Source organism: Bacteroides sp. LFL-34 (genome assembly GCF_027257075.1).
Taxonomy (GTDB): Bacteria; Bacteroidota; Bacteroidia; order Bacteroidales; family Bacteroidaceae; genus Bacteroides; species Bacteroides ovatus.
Window position 1 is genome coordinate 120,625 of record NZ_JAPQKZ010000010.1, and the last position, 18,339, is coordinate 138,963.

13 protein-coding genes are annotated in these 18,339 nt (G+C 41.2%); 10 read left to right on the plus strand and 3 right to left on the minus strand.

Annotated features, from left to right (window positions below; translation table 11 throughout):
- Positions 1 to 44: 44 nt before the first annotated feature.
- A complete protein-coding gene (locus tag N5O98_RS08350; RefSeq protein ID WP_032856310.1) occupies positions 45 to 1,397 on the plus strand; it encodes an MATE family efflux transporter in 1,353 nt (450 codons plus the stop codon).
- Here N5O98_RS08350 and N5O98_RS08355 read toward each other — a convergent pair.
- Positions 1,387 to 2,247, minus strand: coding sequence for an AraC family transcriptional regulator (locus tag N5O98_RS08355; RefSeq protein WP_008650181.1), 861 nt, complete (start codon positions 2,245 to 2,247; stop codon positions 1,387 to 1,389). The two genes, N5O98_RS08350 and N5O98_RS08355, sit on opposite strands and share 11 nt — an antisense overlap.
- A 179-nt stretch (positions 2,248 to 2,426) precedes the next feature.
- Here N5O98_RS08355 and N5O98_RS08360 point away from each other — a divergent pair, with 179 nt between their 5' ends.
- From N5O98_RS08360 to N5O98_RS08370, 3 genes are read left to right on the plus strand one after another with little or no spacing between them, the layout of a single operon-like run.
- On the plus strand, positions 2,427 to 3,497 hold the full coding sequence (locus N5O98_RS08360) for an efflux RND transporter periplasmic adaptor subunit (RefSeq protein ID WP_008650182.1): 1,071 nt from the start codon (positions 2,427 to 2,429) through the stop codon (positions 3,495 to 3,497).
- A complete protein-coding gene (locus N5O98_RS08365; RefSeq protein WP_118161211.1) occupies positions 3,494 to 6,634 on the plus strand; it encodes an efflux RND transporter permease subunit in 3,141 nt (1,046 codons plus the stop codon). Before N5O98_RS08360 ends, N5O98_RS08365 begins: the two co-directional genes overlap by 4 nt.
- Complete coding sequence (locus N5O98_RS08370) at positions 6,631 to 8,010, plus strand: TolC family protein (RefSeq protein WP_022199249.1); 1,380 nt, start codon at positions 6,631 to 6,633, stop codon at positions 8,008 to 8,010. The genes N5O98_RS08365 and N5O98_RS08370 overlap by 4 nt, the downstream gene beginning before the upstream one ends.
- 155 nt (positions 8,011 to 8,165) lie before the next feature.
- Here N5O98_RS08370 and N5O98_RS08375 read toward each other — a convergent pair whose 3' ends face one another.
- Positions 8,166 to 8,600, minus strand: coding sequence for a DUF6078 family protein (locus N5O98_RS08375; protein WP_008776266.1), 435 nt, complete (start codon positions 8,598 to 8,600; stop codon positions 8,166 to 8,168).
- Positions 8,601 to 9,017: 417 nt separating this feature from the next.
- Between N5O98_RS08375 and N5O98_RS08380 the strand changes: the two genes are divergently transcribed.
- Both N5O98_RS08380 and N5O98_RS08385 read left to right on the plus strand, forming a co-directional pair.
- On the plus strand, positions 9,018 to 9,194 hold the full coding sequence (locus N5O98_RS08380; RefSeq protein ID WP_008776268.1) for a hypothetical protein: 177 nt from the start codon (positions 9,018 to 9,020) through the stop codon (positions 9,192 to 9,194).
- A 480-nt stretch (positions 9,195 to 9,674) separates the two neighbouring features.
- The gene (locus N5O98_RS08385) at positions 9,675 to 10,466 is read left to right on the plus strand and encodes a hypothetical protein (RefSeq protein WP_004312374.1); all 792 of its coding nucleotides are present in this window, start codon (positions 9,675 to 9,677) and stop codon (positions 10,464 to 10,466) included.
- Between the two features lie 119 nt (positions 10,467 to 10,585).
- Here the strand turns inward: N5O98_RS08385 and N5O98_RS08390 are convergent, their stop codons facing one another.
- Positions 10,586 to 11,314 carry a GntR family transcriptional regulator gene (locus tag N5O98_RS08390; protein ID WP_004312375.1) on the minus strand — a complete coding sequence of 243 codons (729 nt, stop codon included), beginning with the start codon at positions 11,312 to 11,314 and terminating at the stop codon, positions 10,586 to 10,588.
- Positions 11,315 to 11,455: 141 nt separating this feature from the next.
- Between N5O98_RS08390 and N5O98_RS08395 the strand changes: the two genes are divergently transcribed.
- From N5O98_RS08395 to N5O98_RS08410, 4 genes are read left to right on the plus strand one after another with little or no spacing between them, the layout of a single operon-like run.
- Positions 11,456 to 13,186, plus strand: coding sequence for a class I mannose-6-phosphate isomerase (locus N5O98_RS08395; RefSeq protein ID WP_004312376.1), 1,731 nt, complete (start codon positions 11,456 to 11,458; stop codon positions 13,184 to 13,186).
- Between the two features lie 29 nt (positions 13,187 to 13,215).
- Positions 13,216 to 14,316 (plus strand): ROK family protein, encoded by a 1,101-nt coding sequence (locus N5O98_RS08400; RefSeq protein WP_004312377.1) that lies wholly within the window; start codon positions 13,216 to 13,218, stop codon positions 14,314 to 14,316.
- A gap of 21 nt (positions 14,317 to 14,337) precedes the next feature.
- Positions 14,338 to 15,210 (plus strand): hypothetical protein, encoded by an 873-nt coding sequence (locus tag N5O98_RS08405; RefSeq protein WP_004312378.1) that lies wholly within the window; start codon positions 14,338 to 14,340, stop codon positions 15,208 to 15,210.
- Between the two features lie 24 nt (positions 15,211 to 15,234).
- Entirely contained in the window at positions 15,235 to 18,336 is a 3,102-nt protein-coding gene (locus N5O98_RS08410; RefSeq protein WP_004312379.1) for a SusC/RagA family TonB-linked outer membrane protein, read from the plus strand.
- The last annotated feature ends 3 nt before the right edge of the window (positions 18,337 to 18,339 follow it).

Below are 18,339 nucleotides of genomic sequence, written 5' to 3' on the forward strand. Positions count from 1 at the left end.
AATCCACCTCTTTTTTGTATCTTTGCCGTCTCAAACTAATAGGTATGACAGGACAAAAGACACCCACTGCGTTGGGTACGGAAAAGATTGGGAAGCTTTTAATGCAGTATGCCATTCCGGCAATTATCGCCATGACGGCGTCTTCTCTTTACAATATGGTAGATAGTATTTTTATCGGTCACGGGGTAGGTGCGATGGCTATTTCCGGGTTGGCATTAACTTTCCCGCTAATGAATCTTGCCGCGGCTTTCGGCTCGTTGGTCGGTGTCGGTGCGGCTACATTGATTTCGGTGAAGCTAGGACAGAAAGATTATGATACCGCACAGCAGGTTTTGGGAAATGTGTTTGTATTAAACCTTATTATAGGTATCTCTTTTACGGTAATCGTTCTTCCTTTTCTCGATCCGATACTTTACTTTTTCGGAGGAAGCGATGAAACGGTGAAGTATGCCCGTGAATTTATGCAGGTTATCTTGCTCGGAAATGTGGTTACCCATTTATATCTGGGGCTGAATGCAGTGCTCCGTGCTTCGGGCCATCTGCAGAAAGCGATGATGGCAACAATAACGACAGTGATAATCAATGTATTGCTTGCTCCATTGTTTATTTTTGTATTCGACTGGGGAATCCGTGGGGCGGCTACGGCTACGGTTTGTGCGCAGTTGATTGCATTGGTCTGGCAGCTTCATCTGTTCTGCCGCAAAGATGAACTGATACGGTTGAAAAAGGGGATTTTTCGTTTGAAACGGAAAATCGTGTTGGATTCGCTGGCTATTGGTATGTCTCCCTTTCTGATGAATATGGCGTCTTGCTTTATTGTGATTCTGATTAATCAGGGATTAAAAGAGCATGGAGGTGATTTGGCGATCGGTGCATTCGGTATTGTTAATCGTATTGTTTTTGTCTTTATTATGATTGTATTGGGACTAAACCAAGGGATGCAGCCCATTGCGGGATATAATTTTGGTGCGAAGCTCTATCCTCGTGTGACGGAAGTACTGAAAGTAACCATTTGTTGTGCAACTGTAGTGACAACGATTGGTTTTCTGATCGGTATGTTTATTCCGGAAATCGTATCTTCCATCTTTACTTCGGACGAAGAGTTAATCAGCATTGCTTCTAAAGGTTTTCGTATTGTGGTATTTTTCTACCCGATTGTTGGGTTTCAGATGGTAGCTTCCAACTTCTTCCAGAGTATTGGAATGGCAAGTAAAGCCATTTTCTTGTCGCTGACGCGGCAGATGTTATTTCTCGTTCCCTGTTTATTGATTCTACCTCACTATTATGGACAAATGGGCGTTTGGGCCAGTATGCCTGTGGCAGATTTGGCGGCTAGTCTTATATCCGGAGGAATGTTGTGGTGGCAGTTCCGGCAGTTTAAGAAAGTTACTGTTTGATAAGTTTGTTCCGATATTCTTTAGGAGATATACCGACATACTGCTTGAAATATTTCCCGAAGAATGATTGTGTGGGGAAGTTGAGTTTGGTTGTTATTTCCTTAATACTTAAATCGGTATTATCGAGCAGATATTTAGCTTCTGTAATGACATTCTGTATGATCCACTGCAAAGCACTGCTCCCTGATTTCTCCTTGATGACAGAAGAAAAATATCGGGCGGACAAGCATTGCTTGTCTGCATAAAAAGTAACATCACGTTCCTGACGATAATATCGATAAAGGGTAATCATGAAATTTTGGAAGATTTTATCCTTTTTATCCTGTGGCAGTGGTGTTTGGGGTTCGTTACTGAAATAAATGTTTAATAACTCATAGCATATCACCTGTCCCCAGGATTTGATTAATTCAGAAGTTAAATGTTGTTTCTGTCGGGAACTGTTACAAATATTCTCCCTGTTAATTCGTTTTTCTACAGATTTGAGCAAGTTCTCTACAAATGTATATTGCTCTTCAGAGAGCGACAGGCAGGGATTTTCCCGCAAATAAAGCAAATTTTCCGAGTTAGCTACTTTGTTTACTATTGGTATGACATAATCCAGGTCGACCTCTATCATGATTCCTTCCAAGTCTGCGCTTCTTTGGCGTATCTGTAGAAGGTTGGCTGCTGTATATATGAAAAGATTCCTTTTGTTAATCTGATATGGTCTACCTCCCAACAGGATTTCCGCCTGTCCTTTCTGGCAGAGGAAAAGTCCGCATTGGTTGAATTCGGAAATAATGCATCCTTCTTTCATGGAAGTATCTTCCGGAGATATTATAACATACTTGAATGGCATCAGTGGTTCCATATTCCTTTTCGTTGAAATGAATTTCTTTACAAAGTAATAAACAAATAAATACAAATAGCAAACTATTTCGGCTTTTTATCTTAGGTAACGTACAAATAGAACAATGTTTCGTCTAAATCAACCTTTCTCCTCATGTTTGCTTGGGATACTTTTGTGGCAACTAACTAATAAGTGAAAATATGAGACGATTAGACTTCTTATTAACAGGATTTTTAGCAGTTCTGTTGACTTCGTGTGGGCAACGTGTACAAAACACAGACAGTAAGCCGGCAGTGAAGATTGATACCGTACTTTCTGCCGACAGACAAATAGCTTTGCAGTTTCCGGGTCGAGTGAAAGCGGCACAGGACATAAGTCTGTCTTTCCGGGTGAGTGGTACTATTCAGTATATGCATGTAAATGACGGTGCCTATGTGCGTAAAGGGCAATTATTGGCAGAATTAGATCCGACAGACTATCAGATTCAGCTGGATGCGGCAGAAGCAGAATATCAAAGTGTGAAAGCGGAGGCGGAACGGGTGATGGCACTTTATAAGGAAAATGTGACAACACCGGATGCTAACGATAAGGCCGTGTACGGATTGAGACAGATTACCGCCAAATATAACCATGCTAAAGACCAGTTGGCATACACCCGTTTGTATGCTCCTTTTAACGGATATGTGCAGAAACGTCTTTTTGATTCCCATGAGACGGTAGCTGCCGGTATGCCCGTCGTTTCCATCATCAGTGAGGGAAGCCCGGAGGTGGAGATTAATCTTCCGGCAGTGGAATATATTCGTCGACAGCAGTTTACCCGCTACTATTGTACATTCGATATTTATCCTCATCAAAGATATGCTTTGGAACTGATTAGTGTCACCCCTAAGGCAAATGCCAATCAGTTGTACACTATGCGGCTTCAACTGAAAAAAGAAGATAAACAGGCAGTTCCATCGCCCGGCATGAATACAATGGTAACTATCGAATGTAGTGAAGGAGATGTGTGTAACCTGTCGGTTCCCGGTGGAGCGATTCTTCGTGAGAACGGGCGTACGAGTATCTTTCTTTATGATGCTTCCAGTCACGCTATTCGCCGTTGTGATGTGACAGTAACCCGTCTGCTTAGCGACGGCAGATGCCTGATTACTTCAGACGGAGCGAATCCCGGTGATTTGGTTGTCGCTTCGGGGGTGCATCATGTAAAAGAGGGAGAACAGGTGGAACCGCTTCTTCCGGCTGCTGAAACCAATGTGGGAGGACTGCTATGATTGATATTAGTAAATGGGCATTTGAGAACAAGAAGTTAATCTACTTCCTGATTGCCGTACTGATTGTAGGAGGAGCTTATTCCAGTTATGAAATGAGTAAACTGGAAGACCCAGAAATAACGGTAAAGCTTGCCATGGTAGTCACCACCTATCCCGGTGCGTCTGCGCATCAGGTAGAATTAGAGGTGACGGATGTACTGGAGAAGAATATTCGCTCCATGGGGAATATAGATAATGTGGAAAGTTATTCCTACAACGATCTCTCCCTGATTCAGGTAGAACTGAAAACGACTGTCAAAGAGACGGACGTAGAACAATGCTGGGATCTGTTGCGTCGTAAAGTGGTGAACGCACAGGCAGAACTTCCCGAAGGTGCCAACCCTTCTATTGTAAAAGATGATTTTGGAAATGTCTACGGAATGTTTTTCGCTTTGACGGGTGACGGACTTTCCGACAGGGAACTATCTGATTATTCAGAACTGGTGAAACGTGAAGTCAGTGAACTGGATGGGGTGGAGCGCGTTGACTTATACGGTAAACGTCCCGAATGTATTAACATCTCTCTCCTGCAAGACCGGATGGCCAACTTGGGTGTGAAACCCGCCGAAGTGCTAGCCACATTGAACGGACAGAACCAAACTACTTATACTGGTTATTATGATAATGGCGATAATCGTATCCGGGTGACAGTCAGTGATAAGTTTAAGACGGTAGAGGATATTGGTCGTATGCTGATTCAGGGACATGATGCCGATCAGTTGCGGTTGAGTGACATTGCCCGTATTGCGAAAGATTATGAAGACCCTACCCGCAACGAATTGTTTTATGACCGCCAGCGTGCGATAGGAATCATGGTGGCTGCTTCTCCGGATGCCGACATTATTAAAGTGGGGCATCGAGTGGAAAAGAAACTGGAGCAACTAAAGGCTGAACGCCTTCCGGCAGGAGTAGAGTGTCATAAGGTTTTCTATCAGCCGGAACGCGTAGGCACTTCGTTAGGGACGTTCATTCTTAATCTGATAGAATCTGTGATTATCGTAGTCGTTATCCTGATGATTGCTATGGGATTCAAGAGCGGGGTGATTATCGGTATCAGCCTGGTAGTGACGGTATTCGGTTCCTTCCTGTTCCTTTATTTTATGGATGGTACGATGCAGCGTGTTTCATTGGCCTCGTTCGTGCTTGCGATGGGGATGCTGGTGGATAACGCGATTGTTATCATCGACGGTATTTTGGTAGATTTGAAAGCCGGAAAGAGTCGGATGGAGGCAATGACTGCCATCGGACGGCAGACAGCGATGCCTTTGCTGGGAGCTACTCTGATTGCCATCATCGCTTTTCTTCCTATCTTTATGTCTCCTGATACGGCAGGCGTTTATACGCGCGATTTGTTTATCGTACTCGCTGTTTCCTTATTGCTTAGTTGGGTGCTGGCTTTGGTGCACGTCCCGTTGATGGCTGACCGGATTTTGCATCCGGAAATCTCTGCGGCAACTACTGCTGCCGGAAAACGTGTGTATGAAGGAAAGATTTATGCTGTGCTCCGTTCATTATTGAAATTCAGTCTGGCACATCGTTGGAGTTTTGTGTTTACAATGATTGCTTTGGTATTGCTTTCGGCTTTCAGTTATCGGTTTATGAAGCAGGGCTTTTTCCCGGATATGGTCTACGATCAGCTTTACATGGAATATAAATTGCCGGAAGGGACTAACTCCACTCGTGTAGCACGTGACTTGGAAGAAATCGAAGTTTACCTGAAAAAGCGTCCGGAAGTTACACACGTCACTACTTCTATCGGTGGTACACCTGCTCGTTATAACTTGGTGCGTAACGTAGCCAATCCTTCCTTATCTTACGGTGAACTGATTATCGACTTCACCTCTCCGGACGATTTGGTGGATAACATGGCGGAAATTCAACAATATCTTTCACAACATTATCCGGATGCTTACGTAAAGATGAACCGCTACAATCTGATGTTCAAGAAATATCCTATTGAAGTGCAATTTACCGGTCCTGATCCTGCTGTTTTGCATCAGTTGGCAGACAGTGCCCGCAAGATTATGGAGAATTGCCCGGATGTTTACCTGATTACCACGGACTGGGAACCGCAAATTCCGGTACTGACTATTGAATATGACCAGCCTGCGGCACGTGCTATCGGATTGAGCCGTAATGATGTAAGCCTATCTCTACTGACCGCTACCAGCGGCATCCCTATCGGGTCTTTCTACGAAGGTATTCACAAAGATAATATCTACTTGCGTTGTCTGGACGAACACGGAAATCCGATTGAAAACCTGGGCAATACGCAGATATTCTCGTCTCTTCCTTCTCTGAACGGTTTGCTGACACAGGAAATGATGATGAAACTGAAGACAGGAACACTATCAAAAGAAGAACTGGTGGAAACGTTGATGGGAACAACTCCGTTAAAACAAATCAGTAAGCGGATTGATGTGAAGTGGGAAGATCCGGTGGTTCCCCGTTATAACGGGCAGCGTAGCCAACGGGTGCAATGTTCTCCTGTTCCGGGGGTAGAAACGGAGAAGGCGCGGCAATCCATTGCCACGCAGATTGAACAGATTCCGCTGCCTGACGGATATCGGCTTCAATGGCAAGGCGAGAGGAACGCCAGCACAAAGTCTATGCAATATCTGTTCAAGAATTTCCCGTTTGCTATCATTCTGATGATATCCATTCTAATCATGCTGTTCAAAGATTACCGGAAACCGGTTATCATCTTCTGTACTATTCCGCTGGTATTTGTCGGTGTTGTTGCTGTAATGCTGCTTACCGGGAAGACATTCAACTTTGTGGCTATCGTCGGTACATTGGGATTGATCGGCATGATTATTAAGAATGGTATTGTATTGATGGATGAGATCACTTTGCAGATTAATCAGGGAGTAGAACCTGTGACGGCATTGATAGACAGTTCGCAAAGTCGTCTCCGTCCCGTGATGATGGCTTCGCTGACTACGATTTTGGGAATGATTCCATTGTTGCCGGATGCCATGTTTGGTTCGTTGGCGGCTTCTATCATGGGTGGGTTGCTGTTCGGCACGTTGATAACGTTGCTTTTTATCCCGATTTTGTATGCATTATTCTTTCATATAAAAAAGACAGACAAATGAAAAAAGAAATTCTTGTAGCCATTAGTGTAGCGGGTGTATTGTTCGGCCTGTCGGTTTCTCTTGCCGCGCAAGAAAAACTAAGTCTGGCGCAATGCCGTGAAATGGCACTGAAATATAATAAGGATATGGCTGCCGCTAATAAGCAGACGGAAGCAGCCCGATTGATGTCTCTTAGTTATAAAGCCAATTTCTTCCCTAATTTTACAGTCAACGGAACGGGTATTTATAGCACAGCGGACGGAAGTCTCGGAGTTCCGGGAGGAAACCTTCCGGTTTTCTTGCCCAATCCTGCTACCGGAGAACTGGTATCGAGCGGTTTCGCTTATTTTCCCGGACTGAATCTGGACTATAAGGTCGGAACTGTTTACTCGGGCGGTGTACAAGTGGAGCAACCTCTTTATATGGGAGGAAAAATCCGTGCCGCCTATAAAATGTCACTATTGGGAAAGGAAATGGCACATTTGAACGAAGCTTTAACTACTTCGGAAGTTATTCTGAATACAGATAAAGCATACGTGCAGTTAGTGAAAGCCAAGGAGATGAAAAAAGTAGCGGAAAAATATCACGCCTTACTGACGGAACTTTCCAAAAATGTAAAGAGTGCTCATCGGCATGGCATGAAACCGCAAAATGATGTACTGAAAGTGCAAGTGAAGCTCAACGAGAGTGAACTTTCTTTGCGAAAGGCTGATAACGCCCTCCGTCTTGCAAGTATGAATCTTTGTCATTACATCGGCCGCCCTTTGACAGCACAGATTGATATATCCGATGATTTTCCGGAAGTGGAGCAGGAGTGGAAAGTGCAGGTCTCTGACATAACTGCCCGTCCCGAATATGGAATCTTGAACAAACAAATAGCCATTGCCGAGCAGGAGGTAAAGCTGAATCGTAGTGAACTGTTACCGCGTATCGGCGTCAGAGGTAGTTATGATTATCTTCACGGATTGGAAGTCAATGATGAAACTTTGATGAAAAAGGGTGCTTTTTCCGTATTCCTGAATGTCTCTGTCCCTCTGTTTCATTTTGGCGAACGTACCAATAAAGTAAAGTCTGCCAAAGTGAAGTTGGAACAAGCTCGTCTTGAACAGGAAAATGTCAATGAAAAGATGTTGCTGGAGTTGATGCAAGCTGCCAATAATCTGGATGAGGCCCGGTTGGAAACGGAGCTTTCCGAACGTTCGCTGGAACAGGCAGAGGAGAATATGAAAGTCAGTGGTAAGCAATATGAAGTGGGACTGGAAACTCTTTCGGATTATCTGGAAGCACAAGTGCTTTGGCAGCAGGCTTATCAGACGAAAGTGGATGCCCATTTCCAATTGTATGTGAATTATGTGGCTTATTTGAAAGCGGCGGGACAACTCTCGTCGGAGATATGATAAGATTCTCAATGATACTTACCCTTATGAGAAAAAATACTCATACCTATGAGAATATATTCCCATTGGTATGAGTATTTTTTCTCATAGGTGTGAGTATTGTCCCTTGTCAGAATATCCGGAAACGCCGTTTTATAGTGTTTCTGATAAAGGTCTTACCAATCGAATAAATCAATATATTGGTCGAATTCAGGTTTGTTTTCGATACCATGTTTTAGAAAGACAGCGATAATCTGCTTTTGTTCGTCAGGATGCAGCATCCGTTCTTTGTTGCGGATGCGGTAAAACATGCTGCGCCCCATCAAAGAATATAATTCTTTGCGGATGATGACAGCCGTAGAATATGGAATGTTGTCCAATATGTGGTCTATTCCGCAGGCAAAGCGTGAAGTACGGTATGGCTTGAAAAAACTGCAGTTATTCTCGTTTCCTATTATGTGGTTGGGATTGACTGTTCGGAAATCAGGAACGTTTTGCGGTATACGGAGCGTAGCTTGATGGCGTAGGCATTCATTGCGGCGCGGACATTTGTTATAGGTGCAGTATAAATAATTTTTTGGGACGTCGTTAAAGTCAATTTTTTTGTTCATGATTCTCGATGCTTTTATAGTTTGCTGTTGTTATCCTTTTTTTATTTTATATTCTGCTTGCAAGAGCAAAGGTACGTCTTTTGTTCTATATACAAAATAATAATACAGGCTATTTACTTTATTTCGTATGCAAAATAAAGCTGGTGAGTAAAAGATAACTTCGTAATAACTTGCACTTCCTGATTTATTCAATTGTTTTAGTAGCGTATAAACCAAAAGAAAGGAGTTGTATAGGTATGGCAAGACCAATTAAGGAAACTCCGATACTTTTCGGAGAAGATGCTCGGCGATTTGAAGAACGGATGAAAGAGAAGCGTAGTGAAACGCCGGAGCAGCGGGAAAAAGGTTGAAAGATTATGAACTGGCAATGAAAATCTTAAAAAAATAAAATACGAATCTTTTCTTTATCGGGAAGCTTTGTTAGCTGTAAGTAATGTACTTGAAAATAAAACGGATTGTCGCTTTTTAACTGTAGATGTGTATGCGGCAGCTGTTTCTTTTTATGATAAGAATGGATTTATTCCTTTGAATAATGAAGATGTGGATTCTGCTACACGTTTGCTTTATTTTGACTTGAATGATATTATGAAATAGATTAGAGCAGCTTTATCAAATATTTTGTTTTGTATACGAAACAAAACGACACACCTTTTATTCTATATATGAAACGAAAAACTTATTGAAGCCTGCTTTTTATATACATACGCTTTAATTATACAATCATCATTCGTTTTCTTTCCTAAACATTTATAAATCTCTCTTGTTATTTTCCGAAAAGAATTTGTACCTTTGTCATTGGAACGTAGCATGCCGTTTTATGGTATGCGATTGTGCGTTTCCTCGGTGAACAGGAAATCGTAGCGGATTTTTTTTCAGACACCGGGAGACGCCTGTACTTCTATGACTTCTCATAGGGTACGGGCTGTCTGCCCGTGTCTGAAAGGTAGCCGCTACTACCTCCTGTTTGCGGGATTGTGACAGCTCCGTACTCTTTTATAATAAAAGGTACGGAACTAGTTGATATTATTAATCTAGTTCCGTTTTTTTATGTCAAATTGGCTCACAACAAAACAGATGTCTGAAAGACGCGACATCCAAGAAGCTATTTTAAAGAATTGGGCAAATCTTGGATATATTACGAGTTCCCGAATCAACGATCAGTTGTTTTTGGATGATGAGAGTTTGGATGCTTATCTGGAAGCTCACAAAAGACTTGGTTTAGAAGCAGGTTACCTTTCCAAAATCGTAGAAGAAAAGAAATTGGAACGTGACTTTATCATTTCCAAATACGATGATCTGCTATATGTATTGAGAACACAGAAGACTTGTAAACCTCTATATCAAATAATCATTCGTGAACTGGCAGCATTGATTCTTCACCCTGTTGCCCGCAATGTTTTCTATTCTATTTCTATAGGAGAATCAGTAGAGAAAGTGGCTGGTAGGCATCGAATTACCTATGAAAAGACATTGCAAATTTATAACTCTATACTTAAAGGATTAAAACTGAAGAAAGATATATTGGCTACTTATCGAAAACGTGCTATCAATGCCCGTTTTTTATCTTTGGCAGATAATAATAAGAATATAAATATTGAGCAGGAGGAGTGGATACTTCAATTACCCGTTTGTAAAGTAGCTGATACGCGGTTGGCTAATGTCTTGTATAATCAAGATGTTCGAACGGTAAAGGACTTATTGGAAATCGTATCGGGAAGAGGGTGGAAAAGCCTGTTGAGAATAGAAGGAGTAGGAAAAATCTCCTATTATCATTTATTGTCCAAGCTTCAGATGATAGGTGTTGTGGATGAAAGTTTGGACCGGATTCTTGCCGGACACTCTGTTGGTCGGTTTGAGAAGAGATGATAAATGATGGATAAAGCATAATGCAAAGAAATGGAATGTAAAAAGACTATTTTAAAGGAAGATAAGAATTTCGGCCTTTAAAATAGTCTTTTTATATCGTGTATGTATGAACATACTCTTTATCTTTCCGCCTCTATTGTATAAGTAAAACTGTCTGCCCGGTAGTATCCGATGTTGTATTCAATCGGCACTCCGTTCACATCATAAACAAATCTTTTCCTTATTAATATAGGATCGCTGGATTTTATTTCCAGTTTTTCTGCGATAAATTCCCCTGCAAGTCTCGCTGAAATCTCCTCCTTGCTGGTTTTTACCACTATGTTATATTGAGTTTCCAGCATTTCATATAATGGGCGTGTGTAGTCTTCTTCTCCAGTCAATGGAATGTTCGGATTGAAATAAGAGATAAAGTAGACAAACGGGTATTCCTTTTTTCCTCTGACGCGCTCCATTACTACGCAGCGGGCATCAGGGTTAGAACCTAAATTAAAGAATGTGCCGATTTCTTCAGTCGGACGTTTCAAACTGATATGTAGTTCGAAATTACGAATTTCGATACCTAACATCTTCATTTCCTGCGAGAAACTAAGCCAGTTCTTTACTCCGCCTACGATACCTTTCTTTACCACCTTCGTTCCGTATCCTTTCTTTCGTACTAGAAGTCCCTCAAATACGAGTTTGTTGATAGCTTGTCTTAATGTGTTCCTTGAAATGTGTAATTGTTCAGACAATTCGACTTCATTGGGAAATAGCTTCCCGTTTTTGTACTCTTCAGATTCTATGAGTCTTCTAAGTATCTCTTCTGCTTGAATATGAAGAGGTTTATCACTATTATGGTCTATTTTCATATCTATCCGGATTGGTTTATTTTCAGCAAATATAAGATTTATCAAAAAATAATCCAAGTTTTGTTTGGAATAAAAATAAAATCTATATATTTGCACAATCTAAAATATGTATGAACATATAAAATTAAAAACAACTATAATATGAGAAAAGCTAATTATGATAAATTTCCTTCTACGAAGTTGGCGGGGATGCTTGTTCAGGGTTGGGATGCTATCATTTCTGTGTTAAAAAAGCAAATGGATGCAAGAAAAGTGCTGGCAGTGGATTTATATACTGGAGTATATGAAGAAGAAGTGCTGGATGCTTTTTCAAAAGAATTCTCCGGAAAGGTGATGAATGTACGTGATTTGATGAAACCGGAACAAGAGATCCAAACTTTGACGGAACGCTTCATGACGGAAGATGTGTTGTTTGGCTATGTGACCAATTTGAAGCTGGAAGATTATTTTGATGCGGATAAATTGGCTGCTGCGCAAAAGCAAATTAGTGAAGCGGAGGATACTATTGTAATAATAGGTACGGGAGCTGCCATGGTGGCTCCGCAGGATGCGATGATTGTATATGCGGATATGGCACGTTGGGAAATTCAACAACGTTTCCGTCGGCATGAGGTAAAAGCTTTAGGGATAGACAATCGGAAAGATGCCGTTTCTTTGCAATACAAGAGAGGCTATTTCAATGATTGGAGAGTATGTGATAGGTATAAGGAAAGATTGTTTGACAGGGTAGAATTCTGGATTGACACCCATGTGGCCGGAACACCGAAGATGATTGATAAGGATACTTTCTTTAAAGGGGTAGAGGCAACGGTGAAAACACCGTTCCGGGTAGTTCCTTTCTTCGATCCGGCTCCCTGGGGTGGTCAATGGATGAAAGAAGTTTGCGACTTGGATCGTGAACGCGAAAATTTTGGCTGGTGCTTTGACTGTGTGCCCGAAGAAAACAGCCTCTATTTTGAGGTGAACGGAGTGCGCTTCGAACTTCCTTCGGTCGATTTGGTTTTGCTGAAAAGTAAAGAGTTGCTTGGTGAACCGGTGGAAGCACGCTTTGGAAAAGACTTCCCCATCCGTTTCGACTTTTTGGATACGATAGGTGGAGGTAATTTGAGTTTGCAGGTGCATCCTACCACTCAATTTATCCGTGATAGTTTCGGTATGTACTATACACAGGATGAAAGTTACTACATGGTAGATGCGGAAGAAGATGCCGTAGTTTATCTGGGAGTGAAAACGGGCGTTGATAAAGAAGCGATGATCGACGATTTGCGTAAGGCACAAAAAGGCGAATTGGTGTTCGACGCAGAAAAGTATGTCAACAAGATTCCGACAAAGAAACACGATCACTTCCTGATTCCGGGAGGAACGATTCATTGTTCCGGTGCGAATAGTATGGTACTTGAAATCAGTTCGACTCCGAACCTCTTTACTTTCAAACTATGGGACTGGCAACGTCTGGGACTGGATGGAAAACCACGCCCAATCAATGTGGAACGTGGTAAATGCGTAATCAACTGGAACCGGGATACGGAATATGTAAATGAACATCTTCGCAACCAGTTTAAAGAAGTGGCTTCCGGAGATGGGTGGATTGAGGAACGTACCGGATTGCATCCGAATGAATTTATCGAAACCCGCCGTCACCGTTTCTCGTCACCGGTGCTGCATCACACAAACGACAGTGTAAATGTGCTGAATCTGCTGGAGGGAGAAGAGGCCGTCGTTGAGAGTCCTACTCACGCCTTTGAACCTTTCGTGGTGCATTATGCGGAAACATTTATCATTCCTGCTTCTGTTGGCGAATATACAATCAAACCTTATGGAAAGTGTCGCGATAAGGAATGTGTCACTATCAAGGCATATGTCAGATTTTAGTACTTGAACTTTTAAACCTAAAATAGTATATGTATGAATATGATAAACGGGTAGTTTTGACTCTGGATGCAGGAGGAACAAATTTTGTATTTTCTGCCATTCAAGGGAATAATGAAATGATAAGTCCAATAGGGCTTCCGGCAGTTTCTGATAACTTAGACGAGTGCCTGGAAGTATTGGTGAAAGGATTTGATAGAGTGATAGCTGCTATACCAGTTCCCCCAGTTGCGATCAGTTTTGCTTTTCCGGGCCCTGCTGATTATGAGAATGGAATCATAGGAGATTTGCCCAATTTTCCTTCATTTAGAGGAGGTGTTGCATTAGGTCCTTTTTTGAAGCATAAATACGGAATTCCGGTTTTTATAGAAAATGATGGAAATCTGTTTGCTTACGGTGAAGCCTTATCGGGTGCATTGCCTATGATAAACAGGGAATTATCTTTAGCTGGTTGCAGCAGGGAATATAAAAATTTGATTGGTATAACATTGGGAACCGGATTCGGTGCAGGAGTTGTTATAAATAAAGTCTTGTTGACCGGAGATAATGGTTGTGGAGGGGACATCTGGCTTATGAGAAATAAGAAATATCCGGATATGCTTGCTGAAGAAAGTGTTAGCATACGCGCTGTGAGAAGAGTATACAGCGATTTGTCCGGACAAAGCTCTGCTTCATTAAGTCCAAAAGATATTTATGACATTGCTGAAGGTATAAAGGAAGGTGACAGTCATGCAGCAATCGCAAGTTTTAATGAACTTGGTATAATGGCAGGTGCTGCTATTGCTTCGGTACTGAATGTTGTGGATGGTCTGGTGGTTATAGGTGGAGGAGTCGCAGGAGCCTCAAAATATATATTACCAGCTCTGATAACAGAACTTAGGGCACAACTGACAACTTTTTCGGGAAATAAGTTTCCATGCGTTTCTATGCAAGTATATAATGGAGAAGATGAATCGGAGAGAGCTCGTTTCTTGAGTTTATCTGATAGTCAGGTTGTCATTCCTGGTACTCATTTGACTACTACCTATCATCAATTAAAACAGACCTTGGTGCTGTGCAGTAAAGAAGGTGCTAGCCGCTCTATTATGCGAGGTGCTTATGCCTATGCGCTACAAAAAATAGATTTAACGTAATATTCGTAAACTAAATATCATATGAAAACACTAAAAAAAATCATTTTCATTTCTATTGTATTAGGAATGATATCATCATTAATTATTTCGTGTAAGAGTGATGATAAGCAACAGACAGGGTTACTGACCTTAAGTATTTTGGAGGGGAAAATTAAGATTGGGGATTATGTTTCTGTAGAACTGTCATTGTCTCATCCTGATTTGATTTCAAAAATTGTGGTTAAGAAAAGTATCGAAGGAAAAGAAGTCAGTTCTTATTTAAAGGAACTGAATGTGAAGGAATTGAGCTTTCCATATACATTCACTGAGGAGATTATCGCCGGTGATGAAAATGGAATATTAGTGTACTCCTTTTATGGAATGGATGAGAATAATAGTGTGGTGGATGCCGCAGATCTGGTTTTAACAGTGGAGCTGGCGCAGATTCCGTTATTGCTAAAATATGACTGGGTATTGGCATCACAAACTATTAAAGGAGAAGATACAGCTACTCCCGATTTGAAAGATGATATACATCGGTTTAATTCAGACCTGACTTGGCAGGTTGATTGGGGATTCATATTCTCAAGTGCTGCTTTGGAAACATTAAACTCCTATTGTGCATGGCAGGTTACCATGGACGGCGCTACTGTCAAGACTCTATCTACCATTCACTATAATGTGTTTTCACCGTCCCAAGCTTTGATGACTCATTATAATGTATTACAGTTGTCGGATCGTAAAATGATATTGGAAAGTTATCAAGACCTTTCAGGGCTGGGGGATGGCTATTCTTCAAATGAAAGAGTGTTGGAAGTTTATACGCCAGTATCCAAAACTGAAGATTTTACTCCTTATCGGGGACAAAATCCGGATAACTATATTGTAGCGTCTTGTAATCCGGGATCTTATTAATAAACAATCTAATCATAAAAACACATGAATAATTTATTTAGGAGCATAACTTTATTGTTGTTGATGTTTATTCTGGGAAGTGTTAGTGCACAGAATCAAAGTTTGAACGTCAAGGGTACAGTTCGTGATGCAATGGGTGACCCCATTATCGGAGCTACTATTTTACAGCAAGGTTCAACTTATGGAACCATTTCTAATAAGGATGGAGAGTTTTCATTATCTGTTCCCGACAAATCAGTACTTGAGATTTCTTTTGTAGGATACCAAACAAAGATCGTTAAAGTTACCGCACAAAAGAGAGAATTTCACATAGTGCTGGAAGATGATATGCAAGTATTGGCTGATGTGGTAGTGGTAGGATATGGTGTGCAAAAGAAAAGTGATCTGACTTCGTCAATTTCTACTATTAAGTCAGAACAATTATCTTCCACTTCGATAACCTCTTTAGATCAGGGTATTCAGGGAAGAGCAGCCGGTGTGGCTGTTTTAAACACTTCGGGTCAGCCAGGTGCCGGAACTTCTATTCGAATCAGAGGTACCAGTTCTATTAATGGAAACAATGAACCTTTGTATGTGATTGATGGTGTTCCTGTGATTAGTGATGCAAATACATTCAGCACCGGGACTTTAAAGAATCCGGCTCTTAATCCTTTGACTAATATCAATCCCAATGATATTGAATCTATTGAAATTTTGAAAGATGCTTCTGCAACTTCCATATACGGTGCCCGTGGGGCGAATGGTGTGGTGCTGGTCACTACCAAACAAGGTAAGAATGGAAAGCCTAAAGTCTCTATCGGAGCTAAATACACATTGCAGCAGGTAACTAAAAAAATGGATATGCTGAATGCGGTCCAATTGGCCGAGTTGGGAAATGAGGCAACGGACAATGCTGGTGAAGAAAGAAATCCCGTTTTTGCTGGGTTGAATAATCTGTCCAAACTAAATACGGACTGGCAAGATGAGATATTCCGTACAGCACCTATGCAGAACTATGATATTTCAGTATCAGGTGGAAATGATAAAACTACTTATTTTGTTTCCGGTAATTTACTGTTGCAAGATGGTATAATTATTGGTTCAGATTTTGGAAAAGGAAGCTTTCGTATTAACCTGGGGCAGCAAATAAATAAATGGCTGAAGACTGGCGTTTCTGTAAATCTGAGTTATAGCCGTTCAAATGGTGTAGTAACGAACTCGGAAGGAGGATTTGCTTCTTCTATCACTTCTTGGGCGTTGGAAATGAATCCGGCTCTTCCCGTGAGAAATGAATCCGGAGATTACATTTATGAAAACAATTTGACTACAACTAATAATGTGGGTAATCCTGTGCAAGATGCCTATGAAGCGAAAAATAGAAATACTTCATTCCGGACATTGGCTAATGCTTATTTAGAATGGGTTCCAATTAAAAATCTAACCTTTAAGACTAGTATCGGTGTTGACTATTTCTATATAAAGGATCAGGCTTTTGCTCCCGGGGAGATTAAACGTGCAGAATCGAATGGTGGCTATGCCAGCATAGGAAATCGTGACGGTTACAACTGGGTATGGGAGAATACCGTCAACTATACAAACACTTTTGAGAAGCATACGATTAGCGCTTTGGCCGGTATGACAGCGCAAGCTTTTGTCTCGGAAAATTCGGCAGTTTCAACAGCTGATTTTACAGACGGATTTTTAGGATTCAACTCAATACAATCAGGAGCGTTGCGTCAAGCTGCAAGTTCGGGTATCTCCGAATGGCAGATGTTATCTTATTTGGCTCGTGTGAATTATAATTACGGTGGTCGTTATTTAATGAGTCTGACCGGTCGTATTGACGGATCTTCAAAATTTGGTAAGGGCAATAAATATGGCTTTTTCCCTTCAATCTCGGGTGCATGGAGAATTTCAGAAGAGAATTTCATGAAGCGGGCGCAAGCCATTTCAAATATGAAGTTGAGAGTAAGTTATGGTATTGTGGGCAATGAAGGAATTCCTCCATATAGTTCGCAAGGGCTGATGTATAACACAGAAGCGTATTTTGGCAATAGTGAAGTGGCAACCGGCGTGGTGCCTTATACATTGAGTAATCAAGACTTGAAGTGGGAAACAACTTCGCAGGTGAATCTTGGTTTTGACTTGGGTTTATTTAATAATCGTCTTACCTTAACTGCGGACTATTACCGAAAAAATACGCGCGACTTGCTGCTTGCTATGCCTGTGTCGTTTAATACCGGTTATGATACAGCCGTAAAGAATGTTGGCAGTCTGCGTAATGAGGGTTTTGAATTTGCTTTGGGTGCAGTACCTTTTGCCGGTAAATTCGGCTGGGATATGAATTTTACTCTCGGTTACAATAAGAATGAAATTACAGATTTAGCTGGAAGCCAGGAAAATCTTTCGGGGGCATCTATTTTGGGAGTAACCTATTGGACTAAAATAAATGAGGGTAAGCCTATCGGTACAATTTATGGATATAAAACTGATGGAATAGCACAATTGAGCGAAGACTTGTCTAAAATTCCATATTTCTCTGGAAAAACCTTGAAACATGGTGATCGTAAATATGTCAATAAGAATGGTGATAATGTGATTAATGAGGACGATTTATATGAGTTGGGAAATGCTAATCCGGATTTTACTTTCGGATTCAATAATACCTTTACTTATAACCTGCGCGATCATTCATCCATTGGGCTGACAGTCTATTTGCAAGGTGCGGTAGGTAATGAGATTGTGAACTTCAATAAGTTTTCATTGGAAAGTTTTGACGGACATAAAAATAATTCTGTGGCAGCATTGGAAAGATGGACTCCTGAGAATCCTACTAATAAATATCCTCGTGCCACGACTAAATCATCTGGTACTATTTTGTCCGATCATTATGTGGAAGACGGTTCATATCTCAGAATAAAAGATATCACGTTAAGTTATACTTTCCCCAAAAGCATCCTTCAGAAATTTTATTGTGAGGGACTTACAATCTTTGCCGGATTAAAGAATATTTATACGTTCACCAATTATTCCGGATATGATCCTGAGGTAAGTCGTTTTTCTAACGACAATCTTTCAATGGGAGCTGATTATGGTTCTTATCCGATGTCTAAATCGTATGAGTTTGGTTTAAGAATGAATTTTTAAAAA